The organism is Nocardia abscessus NBRC 100374 (assembly GCF_000308455.1).
In the GTDB taxonomy this organism is placed as follows: domain Bacteria; phylum Actinomycetota; class Actinomycetes; order Mycobacteriales; family Mycobacteriaceae; genus Nocardia; species Nocardia abscessus.
Genome location: NZ_BAFP01000006.1, coordinates 97875 through 117385, shown reverse-complemented (window position 1 = coordinate 117385; position 19511 = coordinate 97875). Strand labels below are relative to the sequence as shown.

The window sequence follows — 19511 nt, the reverse complement described above, 5'->3', positions numbered from 1 at the left end:
CCCCGAATTCACCCGACGAGCATCGGCATTTCGAGATCATCGAAAAGTACGGCGTCACCATCTATTACACGGCGCCCACCCTGGTGCGCACGTTCATGAAATGGGGCAGGCACATCCCGGATGCCCATGATCTGTCGTCGCTACGGCTGCTCGGTTCGGTGGGCGAGCCCATCAACCCCGAAGCCTGGCGCTGGTACCGCGAGGTCATCGGCGGCAATCGCACGCCCATCGTGGACACCTGGTGGCAGACCGAGACCGGCGCCATCATGATCTCCCCGCTACCCGGCGTCACCGCCGCCAAACCCGGCGCAGCCATGACCCCCCTGCCGGGCATCTCGGCGCGAGTGGTGGACGAGGACGGCGGCGAACTCGGCTCCGACAGCACGGGATTGCTGGTGCTCGACCAGCCGTGGCCGTCCATGCTGCGCGGCATCTGGGGCGACCCGCAGCGGTTCCAGGAGACCTACTGGGAACGTTTCGCCGAACAAGGCTGGTACTTCGCAGGCGACGGCGCCAAACTCGACACCGACGGCGACCTGTGGGTCCTCGGCCGCGTCGACGACGTCATGAACGTCTCCGGCCACCGAATCTCCACCGCCGAAGTCGAATCCGCCCTCGTCGGCCACCACACCGTCGCCGAAGCCGCCGTCGTCGGCGCCACCGACCCCACCACCGGCCAAGGCATCGTCGCCTTCGTCATCCTCACCGCCCAAGCCCACAACACCGGAACCACACTGATCGACGACCTCAAAACCGAAGTCGCCCGCGAAATCAGCCCCATCGCCCGACCCCGAGAAATCCACATCGTCCCCGAACTCCCCAAAACCCGCAGCGGCAAAATCATGCGCCGCCTCCTGCGCGACGTCGCCGAAGGACGCGAACTCGGCGACACCTCCACCCTGGTGGACCCGAGCGTCTTCGAGGCGATCCGAGCGGGCAAGGACTGACCGCCAGACACCGAGCGCGGCCGGTGGCGGGATCCGTCACCGGCCGCACCCGTTAAGATTGCGTACGGTGTGCCGGGAAGTCTGGTCGGCGAGCGGTCGCGCATCCGTAGAGCCGATTCCGGTGGGTGCCGCCTCCGCGCCGGCTGCCCACCGCCCGAAAGGTTTCCCGTGATCACGCAAGTGCGCTCGGAACTAACCCGCTACCTCCGCACGGAAACCGTCGGCGGCGCACTGCTTCTGATCGCGGCCGCGACCGCGTTGCTGTGGGTGAACTCGCCATGGGGAGCGAGTTATCTGTCGATGACCCGAACGGTCGTCGCGATCCCGCCGTTGCACCTGCAGCTGACCCTGGCCGAATGGGCCGCCGACGGTCTGCTCGCGGTGTTCTTCTTCGTCGCCGGGCTGGAACTCAAACGCGAACTGGTCGTCGGCGAGCTGGCCGACCGCAGACGCGCAACGCTGCCCGTCATCGCGGCGATCGGCGGTGTGGTGACCCCCGCGCTGATCGCGGCGGTCGTCGGGTTCGGCATACCTGGCATGGACCGCGGCTGGGCCATTCCCGTCGCCACCGACATCGCGTTCGCGCTCGCCGTGCTCGCGCTGACCGGTTCGCGCATCCCAGCGGGTGCGCGAGTGTTCCTGCTCAGCCTCGCCGTAGTCGACGACCTGATGGCGATCGTCCTGATCGCCGTGCTGTTCACCACCGCGGTATCGCTGCTGTGGCTGCTCGTCGCCGCCGGATGCTTCGCGGGGTGGGCGCTGGCGCAACACGCGCGAATCCGCACGCCGTTGCTCTACGTCCCGCTGGCGTTGGTGTCCTGGTACGCGCTGCACGAGGCGGGCATCCATCCGACCTTGGCCGGTGTCACGCTCGGCCTGCTCACGCGGGTGCGCCCGGATCCCGGCGAACGTGTAGCGCCCGCCGCCCGGCTCGAGCACCTCTTCCAGCCGGTCTCCGCCGGACTGTGCGTCCCGCTCTTCGCCCTGTTCGCCTCCGGAGTGCCGTTGAATCCCACGGTCTTCGGCGAGTTGTTCACCGATCGGCTCGCGCTCGCGGTGATTCTCGGGCTCCTGGTGGGCAAGCCTCTCGGGATCTTCGGAATGAGCTGGGTGGCAATCCGGTTGGGCATCGCGACGCGCCCCGGCGGACTCGGCTGGCGGGACATGTTCGCCCTGTCGGTGCTCGGCGCGATCGGCTTCACGGTTAGCCTTCTGGTGGCGGAACTCGCGCTCGCCGACGTCGCGGACGCCTCTGCCGTCGAGTTGGCGAAAGCCGCTGTGTTGGTGACATCAATGGCGGCGTCGCTCGCCGGTTCGGCGCTACTGTTGCGGCGTGGGCGTGTCCACCAGGCTCGGCGGGACGCCCGTGCGCTACAACGTGAACAGCACGGCGGCGCGAGCGATCCGTCCGGAGGCGGTAGCCTGCGTGACCACGGAGGGCACCGGGAACGCCGCCGATCGAACGGGAGTTGAAGCAGTGCCGGGACAGGGAGAAGGGTCGACCAAGTGAGTTTCAACCACGGCGGTAACGGGAACGACGCGGAGCGCGGTCGTACGGTCACCTCCATTCCCCTCACGGACGCCGATCCACTCGGCTCCGCGAGCTTCGGGACCCTGGTCCGCGACGCCGCCGAGCAGATGTCGACCCTGGTCCGCGCCGAGGTCGAACTGGCCAAGGCCGAGGTCACCGGTGAGATCAAGAAGGGCCTGCAGGGCAGCGTCTACTTCATCCTCGCGCTCACCGTGCTGCTGTTCAGCACGTTTTTCTTTTTCTTCTTCCTCGGCGAGTTGCTCGACGTGTGGCTGGCGCGCTGGGCGGCCTTCCTGATCGTCTTCCTGCTGATGATCGTGGCCACCGCGGCGCTGGCGTTCCTGGGATACCGGCGGGTGAAGAAACTGCGCGCGCCGGAGAAGACGATCGACTCGCTCAAGCAGGCGCGCACGGTGCTGCCGCACAGCCTGGGCGCGGCCGCGCACGACGACCGTCTCGCGCTGCAGAAGCAAACTTCCTAGGCGCGCTTTCGCGAGCCGGTACGGCGGCTACTAGGCTCGGTCGCCGTGTCGGCGAACTTGCTTCCGGATCCGTCCAGCGTCCGTTACGACGGACCGTGGACACATCGGGACGTGCACGCCAACGGCATTCGATTCCATGTCGTGGACGCGGCGCCCGAGCGGTCCGATGCCCCGCTGGTCGTGCTGCTGCACGGCTTCGCGGACTTCTGGTGGTCGTGGCGGCACCAATTGACCGGCCTGGCGGAACTCGGCTATCGCACCGTGGCCGTCGACCTGCGCGGTTACGGCGACAGCGACAAGCCGCCGCGTGGTTACGACGGCTGGACGCTCGCCGGTGACGTCGCCGGGCTCATCCGGGCGCTCGGCTACACCGAGGCCACGCTGGTCGGGCACGCCGACGGCGGACTGGTCTGCTGGACCACCGCGGTGCTGCACCCGCGGCTGGTTCGCTCCATCGCGCTGGTCGGCTCGCCGCATCCGTCGGCGCTGAAGAGTTCGGTACTGCGCAACCGCCGCCAGCGCTCGGCCTGGCTGCCGAACTTCCTTCGCTATCAGCTGCCCCGGTACGGCGAGCGTCTGCTGACCACCGCCGACGGCTTCGAAGTGGAACGGTTGCTGCGGCAGCGGGTGAGCATGGGCTGGTCCGGCTCCGCCGAATTCGTGGACACGGCGCGGCGGATGCGCTCGGCCATCCAGATCCCCGGCGCCGCGCATTGCGCGCTGGAGTACCAGCGCTGGGCCTTCCGCAGCCAGTGGCGGCCGGACGGCCGCCGCTTCATGGCGACCATGCGCGACCCCGTCCACATCCCGGTCCTCGCCATGCGCGGCGACCTGGACCCCTACATCCTGCCCGCCACGTTCCGTCGCGGGCACGAATGGTCACCGCAACGACGCTTGGTCCGGGTCCCCGGCGCGGCCCATTTCGCGCACCAGGAGAACCCGGACGTGGTCACGGCAGAACTCGCGAAGCTCCTGACCTGAATCGAGGAGCACGGCGAGATCAGCTGAGCACACATGCTCCGGTGGCGACCGGGCCTGCGGAACGCTCCGAAGCCTCGAGTTCGGAACGGACCTCGTTGAGCGTCAGGACATAGCCGGTGTCGTTGTCGGTCACCGCGGCGCCGAAGACGACTCCGAGCACCTGTCCCTGCGTATCCACCAGCGGCCCACCGGAATTGCCCGCTTGAACGAGTCCGCGCACCGTGTACACCTCGCGCTTCACCGTTCCGTCCCGGTAGATGTTCGGCCCGGTCAGATCGAGGGTCTCGCGGATCCGTGCCGCGCTCGCCGTGTACCGGCCACCGCCCGGGTAGCCGAGCACGATGGCGCTCTCGCCGGAACGGGCGGGCGCGGGCGCCTGGGGAACGACCGGAGCGGTGAGCCCGGGCACCGAGAGCACCGCGACGTCGGTGAACGGGTCGAACAGCACCACCGAAGCGGGCAGCGAGCCGGATGCCGTGTCGACATCGATGCTCGTGGTGCCCGCGACGACGTGCGCGTTGGTCATCACGCGCTCCGGCGCGATCACGAACCCGGAACCTTCCAGCGCACGCTGGCAACTCGGGGCGACCCCGCGGATGCGCAGCACGCTCTGCTGCAGCGACGCGGCGACCGGGCTGGCCAGCACACTCGGATCAGGCGGTTCGACGGCCGCGATCGGCGCCCGCCCGAACGGCCCGATCACGTCCGGCAAGCCGGAGGTGTTGAGCAGCTTGGAGAATTCGTTGGGCAGCCTGCGCAACCAATTCGGCGCGACGTCGTTGACGTCGGCGAGCACCCGCGAGCCGTTGATCGCGGTCGCGATGGCCGGCTGCGACGAGGTGGCCAGCGGCAGCGCCAGCAGCCACGCGGTGACCAGCACGGCGACCGCCTGCAGCACCGCGCCGACCACGCTGTCCACGCTGCGGGTGAACGGATGACGCATGCCGCTGCGCGCGGCGCGTCCGAGCACCATGCCCGCGACCTCGCCGACGATCACCAGCACCACGATCAGCAGCACACCGGTGAGCACTCTGGTGCGGCCCTCGTCGACGTGCACCAGGATGTGCGGCGCGATCAGGATGCCCGCGACGGCGCCGAGCACCACGCCGAGAAAGGCCAGCGCGGAGGCCACCGCGCCCTGCCGCCACCCCGAGGAGGCGGCCAGCAGCGCGAGCAGCACGACGGCGATGTCGAGCCAGGCCGACGAGCTCATAACGTCATCCCCACGGCGGCGAGTGCGGTCTCCAGGTCACGAACGTCCTCGTGGTCCCACTCACGATCCCAGCCCGACGCCTTGCTGATCCCGGCCAGGATGCCGCCGGTCAGACCCCAGACCAGCATTCCGTCCACCTGGAACGCCGGGCTCTGATAGCCGAGGGTGCTGCGGACCAGGAAGCGATTCGCCGGATCGAGCAGCTGGGCCAGCGGGACGCGCACGACCCGTTCGGTCTCACTCTCGTTCACCACCCGCACCGCTCCCGGCGTGCGCCAGTACGCGATGACGGGTGTCACGTCGAACCGGGAGGGCGGCACGAACAGTTTCGGCAGCATCGCGAACGGCTCGACGCCCGAACGGTCCAGGCCGGTCTCCTCGCACGCCTCGCGCAGCGCGGTGTCGATCGGCCCGGCGTCCTCCGGGTCCACCGCGCCGCCGGGGAACGCGACCTGTCCGCGATGCTGGCGCATCGTGGACGCGCGCTGGGTGAGCAGCACTTCGGCGTCGGCGGGCAGTCCGCCCGGAGCGTCCGTGTCCGCCTCCGGTGAGCCGCCGAACAAGACGAGCACGGCGGCTTGGCGCGGTTTCGAGGTCACGGTCAGGGCGCGGCGCAACGCACGCGCCCTGGTCAACGTGTCGGCACCATCGGCGGCCGGTTCCGCCGAGCGGGCCAGCCACGCCGGAAGATCTCGCGGCAGCTCGATCGTCAACGCACACCTCCCCCGCGCATGCGTCCCCGACTGACCGCCCGCACCGACACCTCCACCATTGATTTGTCCATCCGCATCGTCATGCGGCCACTCCGAGCTTGCCCGCGACCGTGTTCGCGATGTCATCCACCCCCTCGAAAGCGCGCACCACGACCTCGGCGACCGAGCCGTCGGCCCGCACCAGCACCGAGATCGGCAGCACGGCGGGGGCGCCGACGGCCGTGCGCACCCGCGCGTCGGCGTCGAGCACGCCGGGCAGCTGGACGTCCAGTCCGCGCAGCCGGGACAGGGCCTTTGCCTCATCAGGGTCGCTGTGCACGGTCAGCACCGTAATCGCGTTTCCGGCGCGTTGGGCGTATTGCTGCAAATACGGCAACTCCTGGGCGCACGGTGCGCACCAGTAGGCCCACAGGTTCAGCAGGGCCGGCTTGCCCGCCAGCGCGGCGGCCAGGTCGACCGGCCTGCCGTTCGCCAGGCACTCGAGCGTTATCCCGGCCAGCGGGCCGTTCCCGGTCGCGGCGGCGCTCGGGCAATCGGGCAGACCGGCGGCCGCGCGCAGGTCATCGGGAACGCCGGTGGCGAGGGAGGTGGACCGCGGTCCCGTCGTCTCGCCGTCGTCGCCGCGCGGCCACACCGCGACCGCCAGCGCCAGCACCGCGATCAGCCCGGCAAGAGCCCAACGCCACGCATGACCCGTACTCCTTCGGCCCGAGGGCTCCGAACTCACCGGCCCACCAGCTCGAGCAGATGCTCCCGCTCCGGCCCTTTCACCAGTTTGGCCGCGGCCTCCGGATCGGTCGGCCCGATCCCGAACGACGGGCAGTCTTTGGCCAGCACGCACGTGCCGCAGGCGGGCTTGCGGGAGTGGCAGACCCGCCGGCCGTGGAAGATCACGCGGTGCGAGAGCATCGTCCAGTCCTTGCGCTCGATCAGCGCACCGACGATGTGCTCGACCTTCACCGGATCTTCCTCGTCGGTCCATCCCCAGCGGCGCACCAAGCGGCCGAAATGGGTGTCGACTGTGATGCCCGGCACCCCGAACGCGTTACCGAGGATGACGTTCGCGGTCTTGCGTCCGATGCCGGGCAGCTGGACCAGTTCGGTCAGTGTGTGAGGCAATTCACCGTCGTACCGCTCCAGCAGTGCCTGGCCGAGTCCGATCAGTGAGGCGGCCTTGTTCCGGAAGAACCCGGTCGGGCGGATGTATTCCTCCAGCTCCGCCCGGTTGGCCTCGGCATATGCGCGGGCATCCGGGTAGCGGGCGAACAGCGCGGGGGTGGTGAGATTCACTCGCTCGTCGGTGCACTGCGCGGAAAGTATTGTCGCGACCGCCAATTCGAGCGGAGTGGTGAAATCGAGCTCGCAGTGCGCATCGGGGAAAGCGGCCGCCAATTCGCGGTTCATCCGGCGTGCCCTGCGGACCAGCCCGAGCCGGGTTTCCGCCTGTCGAGCCCTGGTTTTCCGTCTCGGAGCCGCAGCGGTGGCCGGCGGCGTTTCGGAGGGCTCGGAGCCGGCCGGAAGCCCGTTCCCGGCGGCGGTGGAGGGGGAGACGCGCACGCGTCCACCATACGGAATCGGCGGACAACGTTGCCCTTCCAGTTCAGTTGCCGTGTTCCATCTGAGACCTCGACGGTGTTTACTGCTCGTCATGCAAGGACTCGCTGTGGTGCTCTTCCCAGTGGTGTTGATGCTGTTCGCACTGGGTATGGAGCGGGTCGAGAACCGGCTCCGCAAGCTTCTCGAACCCGACGAAGAGGTTCAGCAGTACCTGGACAAGGCAAGCAACGCCGAGGTGAAGGAGCTGACGAAGCTCGGCCTCCCCGCCGCCGTGGCCCGTATGCGCAGGCGCCGCTCCCGCGGCGAGGAGCTGGACGTGGCTCGCGCGAGCTGACGCGGCGCGAGCGTCGCGCAATCCACTCGTTACGTGGTGTCCGTCACTACCCTGTAGGCACGCCGCGTAGACTGCGCTGTTGGCCGAGTCGCTTCGGTCCAGTACAGAGCCATTTCCCATAAGGAGCACATTCGTGGACGAGGCCCTCGCCAGAGCAGGCATCTTCCAGGGCGTCGAGCCCACTGCGGTGGCCGCCCTCGCCAAGCAACTTCAACCGGTGGATTTCCCGCGTGGCCACGTCATCTTCAACGAGGGCGAGCCGGGCGACCGGCTGTACATCATCACCTCCGGCAAGGTGAAGATCGGACGTCGTTCGCCCGACGGGCGCGAGAACCTGCTGACCATCATGGGCCCGTCCGACATGTTCGGCGAACTGTCGATCTTCGACCCGGGGCCGCGCACCTCCACCGCCACCACGGTGACCGAGGTGCGTGCGGTGACGATGGATCGCGACGCCCTCAAGGCCTGGATCGATCAGCGACCCGAGATCGCCGAGCAGTTGCTGCGCGTTCTCGCGCGCCGCCTGCGCCGGACCAACAACAACCTGGCCGATCTGATCTTCACCGACGTCCCCGGCCGGGTCGCCAAGGCGCTGCTGCAGCTCGCGCAGCGCTTCGGCACCCAGGAGGCGGGCGCGCTGCGGGTCACCCACGACCTCACCCAGGAGGAGATCGCACAGCTGGTCGGCGCCTCCCGCGAGACCGTGAACAAGGCGCTCGCCGACTTCGCGCATCGCGGCTGGCTGCGTCTGGAGGGCAAGAGCGTGCTCATCTCCGACTCCGAGCGCCTCGCCCGCCGCGCGCGGTAACGGACCTCATACGGCGAACGCCGGGTTCAGCGCTCCACTGAACCCGGCGTTGTGTCGTTCCGTCTAGCCGTGCACGCGCAGGTACTCCAGCTGCGCCTGCACCGAACTACGCGCGGCCGGCCACAACCGCTTGTCCACGTCGGAGTACACCTTCCGCACCACCGCCATCGCACCCGCATTCGGGCCGAGCGTCCGCAGTGCGTCCCGCACCTGACCGAGACGCTCGTGCCGATGCGCGATGTAGTAGCGGGCGACCGGCTGGAGGTCCGGATGGTCCGGGCCGTGCGCGGGCAGCAAAGCTTTGCCCTTGCCCGCCTCGACCAACCGGTCCAGCGAGGACAGATAGTCGGCCAGCGTGCCGTCGGTGGAGTCGAGCACCGTGGTGCCCGAGCCGAGGATGGTGTCACCGGTCAGCACCGCGTCGTCGAGGACGAAACTGACCGAGTCGCCGGTGTGGCCCGGTGTGTCCAGCACGGTGATCCGCAGGCCCGCGGCCTCGATCACCTCGCCGTCGGCGAGCGGGACATCCGAGCCGCGCAGGAAAGCGGAATCCTTGGCCCGCACCGGTGTTCCGGTCAGCTCGACCAGGCGGTCGATGCCGCCGGTGTGGTCGTGATGACGGTGGGTGACCAAAGTGAGGGCGATCCGGCCGCCGGTGGCTTCGGCGATCGCGGCGCAGTGCGATTTGTCCTTGGGCCCCGGGTCCACCACCACACAGTCCGTGCCTCCGGGCGCGCGCAGGATCCAGGTGTTGGTTCCCTCCAAGGTCATCTGGCCCGGATTGTCGGCGAGTAGCACCGCCGCCGTCTCGGTGACCTGCCGGAGCTGCCCATAGGCGGGGTGTGTCAATGTCATCGCATAACCTCGGATAGAAGCGGAGCCGGTATTTCCGGTCTAGCGCACCTCGGCGATCAGTTCGACCTCGACGGGGGTGTCGCGGGGGAGTTCGGCGACGCCGACGGCTGAGCGCGCGTGCCTGCCCGCGTCACCGAAGACCTGACCGAGGAACTCCGACGCACCGTTGATCACCACCGGCTGATCGCCGAATCCCGGTGCCGAGGCGACGAATCCGACCACCTTCACAATGCGCACCACCGCGTCCAACCCGACCAGGTCGTGCACCGCGGCCAGCGCGTTCAGCGCGCACAGCCGGGCCGCCTCCTTGGCCGCCTCGACCGAAACCTCCGCGCCGACCTTGCCGACCGCGGACAACTGGCCGTTCACGAACGGCAGCTGCCCGGAGGTGTAGACGAGCGACCCGGTCCGGATCGCGGGAATGTAAGCCGCGACCGGAGCAACGACCGGCGGCAGGGTGATGCCGAGTTCGGCGAGGTTCTTCTCCCACTGGGTCACTGCCCCACCCTCCTCTACTTGGGCCGCTTGAGATAGGCGACGTGCTGCTCACCGGTCGGGCCGGGCAGCACGGTGACCAGCTCCCAGCCGTCGGCTCCCCACTGGTCGAGAATCTGCTTCGTCGCGTGCGTCAGCAGCGGCACGGTCGCGTACTCCCACAGGGTCGTATCACTCATGTGCGAGAGCGTAGCTGTGTTCGATTTGCAGCGCCTTCGGCGCTGCGTGTTCGCGGCCCCTTGGTGGCTCGCGTTTGCGCGGCCGCCGCTGGCGACTTCGTCGCGGACGCGGCGGCCACGCAAACGCGAGCCGGGCCGCGAACGGCGCGTGCTCGGTCTCACTTCGCTCGAAACCGGTAGTTGGGCCGATGTGGTTGCACAGGTGCTGGGCCACGGCACTCGGGGTTCGGTTCTTCAGCCGCACCGCGGGGGATGTCGCTGGCGCGCGCGGCCGGTCGGAGGCGAGGCGGGTCAGGAACGGGCAGTGCGCCATCTCACTTCGCTCGAAGCCGTGGTTGGGCCGGTGTGGTGGCTTGGGGCGATCACCGCGTCAGCTGGATTTCGCGGTTGATCGCTGGTGTGGCCGGGACGGCGTCCGCGCTTGCGGACGCGGACACCACGAAAGACGCGGGCCAGGGCCGCAATGGCAATGCGGTCTTGCCTACCGTGGAAGCCGAGGGCTGTCTGGCCGGGGCCGCTGGAGGCAACGAAGGCCTGGGCCGCATCACGGCCGGTCCGGTCGGCGCAGGGCGGATTTCGTACGGGCATCGGCGACTCGCCGGGTGCGGGTAGCACCCCAGGTATGGCCTGTGACCAGGCGTTCATCGGCCCGTCTGGTACGGCCGGTGACTCGTAGTGGCGGACCAGTTATAGGCTCGCGAGCGTGGGAGTACCAACAGCAGTGCCGCTTTCGGCGGAGCCGGGACTGGACACAGGGTGGCCGAAGCGCGCTGAGCAGGCCCGCTTGCACTACGTCTCCGGTAAGGGGGGCACGGGCAAGTCGACGGTCGCCGCCGCGCTGGCGCTGGCGCTCGCCGCGGGCGGACGGCGCGTGCTGTTGGTCGAGGTGGAGAGCAGGCAATCGATCGCGCAGCTGTTCGATCTGCCGCCGCTGCCGCCGACCGAGACACGGATCGCCACCGCGGACGGCGGCGGCGAAGTCGTCGCGCTGGCGCTGGACATCGAGCACGCTTTCCTCGAATACCTCGACATGTTCTACAACCTCGGCTTCGCGGGACGGGCGATGCGCCGGATGGGCGCCATCGAGTTCGTCACCACGATCGCGCCCGGTCTGCGCGACGTCATCCTGACCGGCAAGATCAAGGAGTGCGCGGTTCGCGCGGACAAGTCCTGCAAACGGGTCTACGACGAAATCGTGGTCGACGCCCCGCCCACCGGCCGGATCGCGGGCTTCCTCGACGTCACCAAGGCCATGGCCGAGGTGGCCAAGGGCGGGCCGATCGCCTCGCAGGCCGAGGGCGTCTCGCAGTTGCTGCACTCCGACCAGACGTTGATCCATCTGGTCACGCTGCTGGAGGCGCTGCCCGTCCAGGAAACGGCCGACGCGGTCGCCGAGCTCACCGCCGCCGACCTGCGCATCGGCACCGTCATCGTGAACCGCGCGACCGAAGGCCAGCTCCCGCCCGAGCTGCGCGTCCGGGCCGCCCGGGGCGATCTGGACGCCGACGCCGTTCGCGCCGGCCTCGCCTCCGCCGGGATCACCCTCTCCGACAGCGACTTCCAGGGCCTGCTCACCGAAACGATCGAGCACTCCGCCACGCTGCAAGCACAGGACGACAGCGCCGAGGAACTGGCCAAGGTCGACATCTCCCGGCTCTACCTGCCCGCCCTGCCCGATGGGATGGATCTGGGCGGGCTGTACGAACTAGCCGAACACCTCACCGCACAGGGAGTCCGATGAGCACGCCGACCCACCCCACGGCTGCCCCGCTGGATGTCTCGCGGATCATCGCCGATCCCTCCGCCCGCGTGGTGGTCTGCTGCGGCTCCGGTGGCGTCGGCAAGACCACCACCGCCGCCGCCATCGCGCTGCGCGCCGCCGAGGAGGGACGCAAGGTCGTGGTGCTCACCATCGACCCCGCGCGCAGGCTGGCCCAGTCACTGGGCGTCGCCGACCTCGGCAACAACCCGCAGCGGGTGGCGCTCGGTCCGGAGGTCAAAGGCGAGCTGTACGCGATGATGCTCAACATGCGTCGCACGTTCGACGACATGGTGCTCGAGCACACCAGCGGGGACAAAGCCGACCAGATCTTCGCCAATCCCTTCTATCAGACGGTCGCCTCGTCCTTCGGCGGCACACAGGAGTACATGGCGATGGAGAAGCTGGGCCAGTTGGCCCACCGCGGCGAATGGGACCTGATCGTGGTCGACACGCCGCCTTCGCGCAACGCGCTCGACTTCCTGGACGCTCCCAAGCGGCTGGGCAACTTCCTCAACGGCCGGATGATCCGGGTGATCATGGCTCCCGGCCGCGGCGTGACCCGGTTGGTGACCGGCGCGATGAGCCTGGCCGTGCGTGGCGTGTCCACCGTCGTGGGCGGGCAGATGCTCAAGGACGCGTCGAACTTCCTGCAGTCTCTGGAATCGCTGTTCGGCGGCTTCCAGGAGCGGGCCGAGCGGACCTTCGCGATGCTGTCGAAGCCGGGCACGCATTTCCTCGTGGTGGCGGCGCCGGAACCGGACGCGCTGCGGGAGGCTTCGTTCTTCGTCGACCGCCTCTCCACCGAGCGCATGCCGCTGGCGGGACTGGTGCTCAACCGCACGCATCCGGTGCTGAGCTCGCTGTCGGCCGATCACGCGCTCACCGCCGCCGACCAGGTGGCCGAATCCGATCCGCTCACCGCGGCGGTGTTGCGAGTGCACGCCCGCCGGGTCGCCACCGACAAGCGAGAGCAGCATCTGCTGCACCGCTTCACGGGCGCGCACCCACGCGTGCCGATCGTCTCGGTCACCGCGCTACCGTTCGAGGTGTCCGATCTCGACGCGCTGCGCGTGGTCGGCGATCAGCTCACCGGCACGGCGCGCGCGACCGCTGATACTTAGGCGTATCCGCTATTGCTTCGAACAAAATATCGGTCCTGAAACGAAACTGAGCCCGCTCGCGCGGGCTCCGTTTCGGTTTGAGCGGGACTACATCGCCACTTGATGCTGGCGCTGGGCCTGGAAGAAATCGGCCCACGAGGTCACTTCCGGGTGCTGCTTCAACAGGGCGCGGCGCTGCCGCTCCGTCATGCCGCCCCACACACCGAACTCGACGCGGTTGTCCAGGGCGTCGGCACCACACTGCATGAGCACCGGGCAGTGCCTGCAGATCGTCGCCGCTTTGCGCTGCGCCGCGCCGCGGACGAACAACTGATCGGGATCCACTTCCTTGCATCGGGCCTGGGCTACCCAGGCGATCCTTGCTTCGGCCTGCTCCACGTCCAATCGAGCGATGGGGGTTGTCATGTGCATTTGGTGTGCCCCTTTGCAGTCCGAACACCGGGTCAACGGCGCTCCAGAATCGCGTTGTCACCGCGCAGCACCCAAACCCCGCTGCGAAGTGCACCACATTCCACTTTGAGTGTTAGCTCTATCACACTGGGTTCTCAATCTAGGTAAAGGTATGGCGCTTGCGCAAGACCACCTCGAGATTTTTTGGTACGTCCGTCCCTGCAAAGCCGGGCGCGCACAGGACGGGCAGGCAGATTGCGTGCGGGCCCTTGCGCGACACGCCGGGTGCGATCGCGCGACACGCCCATTCCGGTTCGCGAACAACCAGTTCCGGGCTTCGGACAAATGCCGCCAAGAAGGCCCGAATGGCAACCCGTAGTCTTGATTGGTGCCGATCACACATACGCTCGCGCGCCTGGCCGGCAGCTGCGTGCTGGCCTCCGTGCTCGTCGCCGGGTTGTTGTTCCCGCTCGCCGGCGGCTTCGGGTTCGTCTCCAACCGCGCCGCCGACGCCGTGGACAACGTCTCCGCGGAGCTGGTCGAGGGAACGGTGCCCGCGGTCTCGACCATGGTCGACGCGGCGGGCAATCCGATCGCCTGGCTGTACGAGCAGCGCCGATTCGAGGTCCCCAGCGACCGGATCTCCAATGACATGAAACTTGCGATCGTGTCCATCGAGGACCGCCGCTTCGCCGAGCACGAGGGCGTCGACTGGCAGGGCACGCTGCGCGCATTCCTCACCAACACCACCAGCGGCGAGGTGCAGCAGGGCGCGTCGACGCTGGATCAGCAGTACGTGAAGAATTTCCAGCTGCTGGTGGTCGCCAAGACCGACGCCGAACGCCGCGCCGCCATCGAGACCACCCCGGCCCGCAAGATCCGCGAGATCCGGATGGCGCTCACGCTGGACCGTGAGCTGACCAAGGACGAGATCCTCACCAGGTACCTCAACCTCGTCCCGTTCGGAAACTCCTCCTACGGCATCCAGGACGCCGCGAAGACCTACTTCGGCGTCGACGCGGCCGAGCTGAACGTGTCGCAGGCCGCGATGCTGGCGGGCATGGTGCAGAGTTCGTCCAAGCTGAACCCCTACACCAACCCGGACGGCGTGCTGGCCCGGCGCAACACGGTGCTGGACACCATGATCCAGAACATTCCCAGCCGCGCCGAGGAGTTCCGCGAGGCCAAGACCAAGCCGCTGGGCGTGCTGCCGGAGCCCAAGGGCCTGCCGCGCGGTTGCATCGCGGCCAACGACCGCGGCTTCTTCTGCGACTACGCGCTGCAGTACCTGGCCAATTCGGGCATCAGCCGCGAGCAGATCGAAAAAGGCGGCTACCTGATCAAGACCACCCTCGACCCGGCCGTGCAGGACTCGGTGAAGCGCGCGGTGACCGATGCGGCGAACCCGAACCTGGACAACATCGCGGAGGTCATGTCCGTGGTCGCGCCGGGGCAGGATTCGCATCCGGTACTCGCGATGGCCAGCAGTCGCACCTACGGCCTCAACCGGGACGCGAGCGAGACGGTGCAGCCGCAGCCGTACTCGATGGTCGGTGACGGCGCGGGTTCGATCTTCAAGGTCTTCACGACCGCGGCGGCCATGGAGAAGGGGCTCGGCATCGACGCCCAGCTGGAAGTGCCCGGCCGGTTCGAGGCAAGGGGCATGGGTAACGGTGGTGCGCGCGGATGCCCGCCCGCCACCTACTGCGTCGAGAACGCGGGCCGGTACAAGTCGCCGATGTCGGTGACCGAGGCGCTGGCCACGTCGCCGAACACCGCGTTCGTCAAGCTGATCCAGGCCGTCGGGGTCACCCCGACCGTCGACATGGCGGTCCGGCTCGGCATGCGCTCGTTCACCGAAGCGGGCTCCTCGGGCCACGGCAACCAGAGCCTGGCCGACATGATCAAGGACCAGAACCTCGGCTCGTTCACCCTCGGCCCCGTCGCGATCAACCCGCTGGAGCTGTCCAACGTCGCCGCGACGCTGGGTTCGGGCGGCCGGTGGTGCCCGCCGAACCCGATCAAGGAGGTCATCGACCGCCAGGGCAAGCAGGTGCCGCTGACCCAGCAGGCCTGCGAGCAGGTCGTCGAACCCGGTCTGGCGAACACCCTCGCCAACGCGATGAGCAAGGACGACACCGCGGGTACTGCGGCGGCCGCGGCCCAGTCGGTGGGCTGGAACCTCCCGATGGCGGGCAAGACCGGTACCACCGAGAGCCACCGGTCCTCGGCCTTCCTCGGGTTCACCAACTCGCTCGCCTCCGCGGTCTACGTCTACGGCGACAGCCCCACTCCCGGGGAGATCTGCTCGTTCCCGCTGCGCAACTGTGGCGACGGCAACCTGTTCGGCGGTAACGAACCGGCGCGCACCTGGTTCAACGCGATCAAACCGGTGATACCGCTGTTCCCGCCGCCCGCGCTGCCGCCGCTGGACGACAAGTACGTGCGCGGCGCGAACAACGCCCAGGTACCCGACGTCGTCGGCATGACCCAGGGTGAGGCGACCGCCAAGCTGGTGGCGGCCGGCTTCCAGGTGTCGCCGGTGACCGGGGCGGGCGATCGGCCCAAGGGCACCGTGATGGGCACCGCGCCGAACGGCTCGGCGATCCCCGGTTCGGTGATCACGCTGTACATCAGCGACGGCACCGTCCGGGCCGCGCCGCCGCCGGGGCCGCCCCCACCGGCGCCGGGCATTCCGGGGCTGCCGCTACCGCCGCGGCTGCCACCGATCCCGATTCCGATCCCGATCCCGCGCTGAACAGCAGAAAGGGGCCGCGAACCACGGTTCGCGGCCCCTTTCGCGTCGCTGCCCTACAACCGCGCCTTCACCGCGGCCGATATGCGCGAGCCGTCGGCTTTGCCCGCGGCGAGCCCGGTGGCGATCTTCATGACCTGGCCCATCTGGCGCATGCCGGGACGCTCTCCGATCTCCTCGGCGACCTGCGCGATGGCGGTGTCGGCGAGATCGGCGACCTCGGCGTCGGTCAGCTGGGTCGGCAGATACTCGTCGATGATGCGCGCCTCGGCATGCTCGTTCGCCGCCAGCTCGCCGCGCCCGGCCTGCGTGTACACCTCGGCGGATTCGTTGCGCTTCTTCGACTCCTTCTGCAATACGGAGACGACTTCGGCGTCGGTGAGCTCACGGGCCTGCGAACCGGCGACCTCGGCGTTCTGGATCGCCGACAGCAGCATCCGCAACGTGGAAAGGCGCAGCGTGTCCTTGGCTTTCATCGCGGCGGTCAGATCCGCCCGCAGCTGCGATTTGAGTTCCGACATGCCGATCACGGTAGCCGCTGCGGCGCGCCGGTCCCACTACATTTGCCGCGTCGCCCGTTTCTCACCCGATAAAGGGGCGCTTGTGCGGAAACACACTCGGCGCTCCTGAGCGAGGTCACCTATGCTGGGCAAATGCCCGTGATCTCGACCTCTGCTGTACGCACGACCGCGCTGGGAGCCGCCGGGGCCGCGGTGGCCGGAATCGGCTACGCCTCGCTGGTCGAACGCAACGCCTTCGTCCTGCGGGAGGCGACCATGCCTGTCCTGGCGCCGGGGTCGTCGTCGCTGCGGGTGCTGCACCTGAGTGACCTGCACATGATGCCCGGCCAGAAGCTCAAACAGCAGTGGCTACGGGAGCTGGACCGGCTGGAGCCGGACTTGGTGATCAACACCGGCGACAACCTCTCGCATCAGAAGTCGGTACCCGCGGTGGTCCAGGCCCTCGGCGGATTGCTCTCCCGCCCGGGCCTTTTCGTTTTCGGCAGCAACGACTATTTCGCGCCGGTGGCGAAGAACCCGCTGAACTACTTCAAGAAGGACCATCGCCGCACCTATGGCGCGCCGCTGCCGTGGAAGGACCTGCGCGCGGCCTTCAACGAGCGCGGCTGGCTCGACCTGACGCACGTGCGCCGCGACCTGGAGGTGGCCGGTATCCGCATCGCCACCGCCGGCGTCGACGATCCGCACCTGCAGCGCGACCGCTATGACACCATCGCGGGCGCCCCGAACCCGCTGGCCGACCTGCGGATCGGCCTCACCCACTCGCCCGAGCCCCGGGTGCTCGACCGCTTCGCCGAGGACGGCTACGACCTGGTGCTGGCCGGGCACACCCACGGCGGCCAGTTGTGCCTGCCCGGCTACGGCGCCCTGGTCACCAACTGCGGGATCGACCGGTCCCGGGTGAAGGGTGCGTCGAAGTGGGGTGAGCACACCCAGTTGCACGTCTCCGCGGGCATCGGCACCTCCCCCTGGGCGCCGTACCGATTCTGCTGCCGCCCGGAGGCGACCTTGTTGAGCCTGGTGCCCGCGTCGCCGAAGCGGCCGGGAGCCGACACGGGCCATGGTGTGTCGGCATCGGAGGCCGTCGCCCGCTAAGGTCCCCTGCCGAGACATGTGTCAGGTAGGGGAAAACTGTGAATGGATTCGACGACCGGCGCGACGACCCGACGACTCCGGGACGGCCCGCCGGGCCGCCGACTCCTCGGCAACAGCCTTTCGGCGCACCGCGTTTCGCCTCTGCCCCGTCCGGTGACGACGCCGACGGCGCTCGCAGGCCGAACGCCGTGGCAGGGCCGGGAACTCCGCGACAGTCGTCACCGTGGCAGCCGTCCGGGGTCGACGAAGCCGGACGCCCCGCGGTCACCCCTTGGCAGCGCGGCGCGGAAGATCAGTCCTCCGGCCACGCTTCGGGATGGCGGCCGCTGAATTCGAACGAGCCCGCGCCGACGTCGCAGTTGCCGGGCACCGGTGACGGGGGCGCATCGCCCTATCCGTGGCAGCCCGACCCCGCCATGCAATGGCCGCCGAACGAAGAGCCCGCGCCGACGCTCCCATGGCAACCGGGCGGGCAGAGCGATCCCGCCACGTCCTGGATGCCGGACACCGGTTCGGCGGCGAACCCGCCCGCACTGACCGATCCGACCCTGCTCGGCCCGGCGCTGGGCGGCCGGCAGCCGGATTTCGCGCCACCTGACCAGGGCGGCCGGAACGATCCGACGATGCTGGCCCGGTCCCTCGGGCAGCCACCGTCGGGTCAGTGGCCGCCGCAGGCCGAGCCGGTTCCCGGCGCCCACGGGCGCAACGACCCGACCATGCTCGGACAACCGCTCGGCGCGCTCGACCAGCGCGGTCCCTTCGGCGGCCGGGGGCCGAGTCCCGCACCGAGCGACTCCGCGCCCACCCTGCTCGGCTATTCGAACGCAGGCAGCTTCGGCCCACCGGCGCAGATCTCGCAGTGGCAACCGGGCGGCGGACCCGGGCAGTACGGCGCGGCGCCCGACGGCCGGTATCAGCCCGGACCGCAGGGCGGGTTCGCGGCGCCGCCACCGCAGCAGAACGGTCCGAACGGAAAGTTGATCCTGTCGGCCGGGCTCGTGGCACTGCTGGTGGCCGGTCTCGTCGCCGGGGCAGTCGCCTTGACCACAATGAAGTCGGAGGATTCGGCGCAGGACACCCCGCCGTCGATGGTGAATGCGCTCACCACCACCACCGCCGCCGCGAACTCGACCGCCCCTGCGACGACCAAGCCCGCGCCGACGACGACCGCGCGCGGGCCAGCCGACAAGACCCCGCTCATCCCCGGCTACCAGGTCGTCAAGGCGCCCGACAGCGGCGCCGCCTACGACGTGCCCGCCGACTGGACCATCGCCCCGCAAGGCACCATCGGCGGATTCGGCGAACCGCCGAACGCCGTCGCGGGTAAGGGCTTGTCCAGCGAGGGCAAGGGCTACTGCCCCGGCTCGACCCGGACCGTCGCTTTCCTCACCGGCTCGAACACCTCCGACCCGGGCAAGGCGGCAACCGAACTCGGCACGAAGACCGCCACGCTCGCCTACAAGGCGACCTCCGGCGGCACACCCGGCCTGCCCATGCCGCTGGCCTCGCTGGACGGCTCCCAGCACGGCATGTTCGTGGAGACCAAAGGCACCGTCGCCGACGCCAAGCCCGGGTGCGCGAAGGCGTACTCCATCTACACCGCCGCGTTCCCCAACGAGAACGGGAACTTCGTCATGGTGATCGCCGCCGACACCGGCGTCCCGCACGCACTCGACGCCGAGACAGCCAAGCGCATCTTCACCAGCATCCGACCCGTCGAAGGCTGACTGACCTGCCGGTTTAACGTCTCGCGCCACCCTGTTGTAAGCTAC

The 19511-nt window shown here is 69.0% G+C and carries 20 protein-coding genes; 11 read left to right on the top strand and 9 right to left on the bottom strand.

Annotated features, from left to right (window positions below; all coding sequences use genetic code 11):
* From ON19_RS02080 to ON19_RS02065, 4 genes are all read left to right on the top strand, one after another.
* The coding region (locus ON19_RS02080; RefSeq protein WP_043685656.1) for an AMP-binding protein at positions 1–947 on the top strand (947 nt) is incomplete at its 5' end.
* Positions 948–1118: 171 nt separating this feature from the next.
* The gene (gene nhaA, locus ON19_RS02075; protein ID WP_169334151.1) at positions 1119–2420 is read left to right on the top strand and encodes a Na+/H+ antiporter NhaA; all 1302 of its coding nucleotides are present in this window, start codon (positions 1119–1121) and stop codon (positions 2418–2420) included.
* A 33-nt stretch (positions 2421–2453) separates the two neighbouring features.
* On the top strand, positions 2454–2960 hold the full coding sequence (locus ON19_RS02070) for a phage holin family protein (protein WP_043685653.1): 507 nt from the start codon (positions 2454–2456) through the stop codon (positions 2958–2960).
* A 45-nt stretch (positions 2961–3005) separates the two neighbouring features.
* Complete coding sequence (locus ON19_RS02065; protein WP_043685649.1) at positions 3006–3941, top strand: alpha/beta fold hydrolase; 936 nt, start codon at positions 3006–3008, stop codon at positions 3939–3941.
* Between the two features lie 19 nt (positions 3942–3960).
* Here the strand turns inward: ON19_RS02065 and ON19_RS02060 are convergent, their stop codons facing one another.
* From ON19_RS02060 to nth, 4 genes are all read right to left on the bottom strand, one after another.
* Positions 3961–5154 carry a MarP family serine protease gene (locus ON19_RS02060; RefSeq protein WP_043685646.1) on the bottom strand — a complete coding sequence of 398 codons (1194 nt, stop codon included), beginning with the start codon at positions 5152–5154 and terminating at the stop codon, positions 3961–3963.
* Complete coding sequence (locus ON19_RS02055) at positions 5151–5867, bottom strand: NUDIX hydrolase (protein WP_043685642.1); 717 nt, start codon at positions 5865–5867, stop codon at positions 5151–5153. The genes ON19_RS02060 and ON19_RS02055 overlap by 4 nt, the downstream gene beginning before the upstream one ends.
* Before the next feature lie 79 nt (positions 5868–5946).
* Positions 5947–6594: a TlpA family protein disulfide reductase gene (locus tag ON19_RS02050; protein ID WP_227954563.1), complete on the bottom strand. Its 648-nt coding sequence runs from the start codon at positions 6592–6594 to the stop codon at positions 5947–5949.
* Positions 6591–7292, bottom strand: coding sequence for an endonuclease III (gene nth / locus ON19_RS02045; RefSeq protein WP_051168448.1), 702 nt, complete (start codon positions 7290–7292; stop codon positions 6591–6593). Before nth ends, ON19_RS02050 begins: the two co-directional genes overlap by 4 nt.
* A 223-nt stretch (positions 7293–7515) precedes the next feature.
* On the opposite strand from nth, the gene ON19_RS02040 reads away from it, so the two are divergent.
* Together ON19_RS02040 and ON19_RS02035 are read left to right on the top strand one after the other, a co-directional pair.
* Positions 7516–7758 carry a hypothetical protein gene (locus tag ON19_RS02040; protein ID WP_040686056.1) on the top strand — a complete coding sequence of 81 codons (243 nt, stop codon included), beginning with the start codon at positions 7516–7518 and terminating at the stop codon, positions 7756–7758.
* A 133-nt stretch (positions 7759–7891) separates the two neighbouring features.
* On the top strand, positions 7892–8566 hold the full coding sequence (locus ON19_RS02035; protein WP_019044571.1) for a Crp/Fnr family transcriptional regulator: 675 nt from the start codon (positions 7892–7894) through the stop codon (positions 8564–8566).
* Between the two features lie 63 nt (positions 8567–8629).
* On the opposite strand, the gene ON19_RS02030 is transcribed toward ON19_RS02035, so the two are convergent.
* Genes ON19_RS02030 through sp36 form a run of 3 tightly spaced genes read right to left on the bottom strand, consistent with a single transcriptional unit; the run spans position 8630 to position 10095 of the window.
* The gene (locus tag ON19_RS02030) at positions 8630–9421 is read right to left on the bottom strand and encodes an MBL fold metallo-hydrolase (RefSeq protein ID WP_043685632.1); all 792 of its coding nucleotides are present in this window, start codon (positions 9419–9421) and stop codon (positions 8630–8632) included.
* A gap of 39 nt (positions 9422–9460) precedes the next feature.
* Entirely contained in the window at positions 9461–9919 is a 459-nt protein-coding gene (locus ON19_RS02025; RefSeq protein ID WP_043685629.1) for a RidA family protein, read from the bottom strand.
* A gap of 14 nt (positions 9920–9933) precedes the next feature.
* Positions 9934–10095 (bottom strand): Sp36 family protein, encoded by a 162-nt coding sequence (gene sp36 / locus ON19_RS41290; protein WP_085994820.1) that lies wholly within the window; start codon positions 10093–10095, stop codon positions 9934–9936.
* A 721-nt stretch (positions 10096–10816) separates the two neighbouring features.
* On the opposite strand from sp36, the gene bagA reads away from it, so the two are divergent.
* The gene (gene bagA, locus ON19_RS02020) at positions 10817–11836 is read left to right on the top strand and encodes an ATPase BagA (RefSeq protein WP_043685627.1); all 1020 of its coding nucleotides are present in this window, start codon (positions 10817–10819) and stop codon (positions 11834–11836) included.
* Complete coding sequence (bagB, locus tag ON19_RS02015) at positions 11833–12978, top strand: ATPase BagB (RefSeq protein WP_043685625.1); 1146 nt, start codon at positions 11833–11835, stop codon at positions 12976–12978. Before bagA ends, bagB begins: the two co-directional genes overlap by 4 nt.
* Positions 12979–13065: 87 nt before the next feature.
* On the opposite strand, the gene ON19_RS02010 is transcribed toward bagB, so the two are convergent.
* A complete protein-coding gene (locus tag ON19_RS02010) occupies positions 13066–13389 on the bottom strand; it encodes a WhiB family transcriptional regulator (RefSeq protein ID WP_014981178.1) in 324 nt (107 codons plus the stop codon).
* Between the two features lie 367 nt (positions 13390–13756).
* Between ON19_RS02010 and ON19_RS02005 the strand changes: the two genes are divergently transcribed.
* Complete coding sequence (locus tag ON19_RS02005) at positions 13757–16126, top strand: penicillin-binding protein (protein ID WP_043685622.1); 2370 nt, start codon at positions 13757–13759, stop codon at positions 16124–16126.
* 53 nt (positions 16127–16179) lie between these two features.
* On the opposite strand, the gene ON19_RS02000 is transcribed toward ON19_RS02005, so the two are convergent.
* Positions 16180–16644 carry a GatB/YqeY domain-containing protein gene (locus ON19_RS02000; RefSeq protein WP_043685618.1) on the bottom strand — a complete coding sequence of 155 codons (465 nt, stop codon included), beginning with the start codon at positions 16642–16644 and terminating at the stop codon, positions 16180–16182.
* A gap of 132 nt (positions 16645–16776) precedes the next feature.
* On the opposite strand from ON19_RS02000, the gene ON19_RS01995 reads away from it, so the two are divergent.
* Positions 16777–17739: a metallophosphoesterase gene (locus tag ON19_RS01995; RefSeq protein WP_043685615.1), complete on the top strand. Its 963-nt coding sequence runs from the start codon at positions 16777–16779 to the stop codon at positions 17737–17739.
* Between the two features lie 38 nt (positions 17740–17777).
* Positions 17778–19466, top strand: coding sequence for a DUF8017 domain-containing protein (locus tag ON19_RS01990; protein WP_157229568.1), 1689 nt, complete (start codon positions 17778–17780; stop codon positions 19464–19466).
* Positions 19467–19511: the final 45 nt, after the last annotated feature.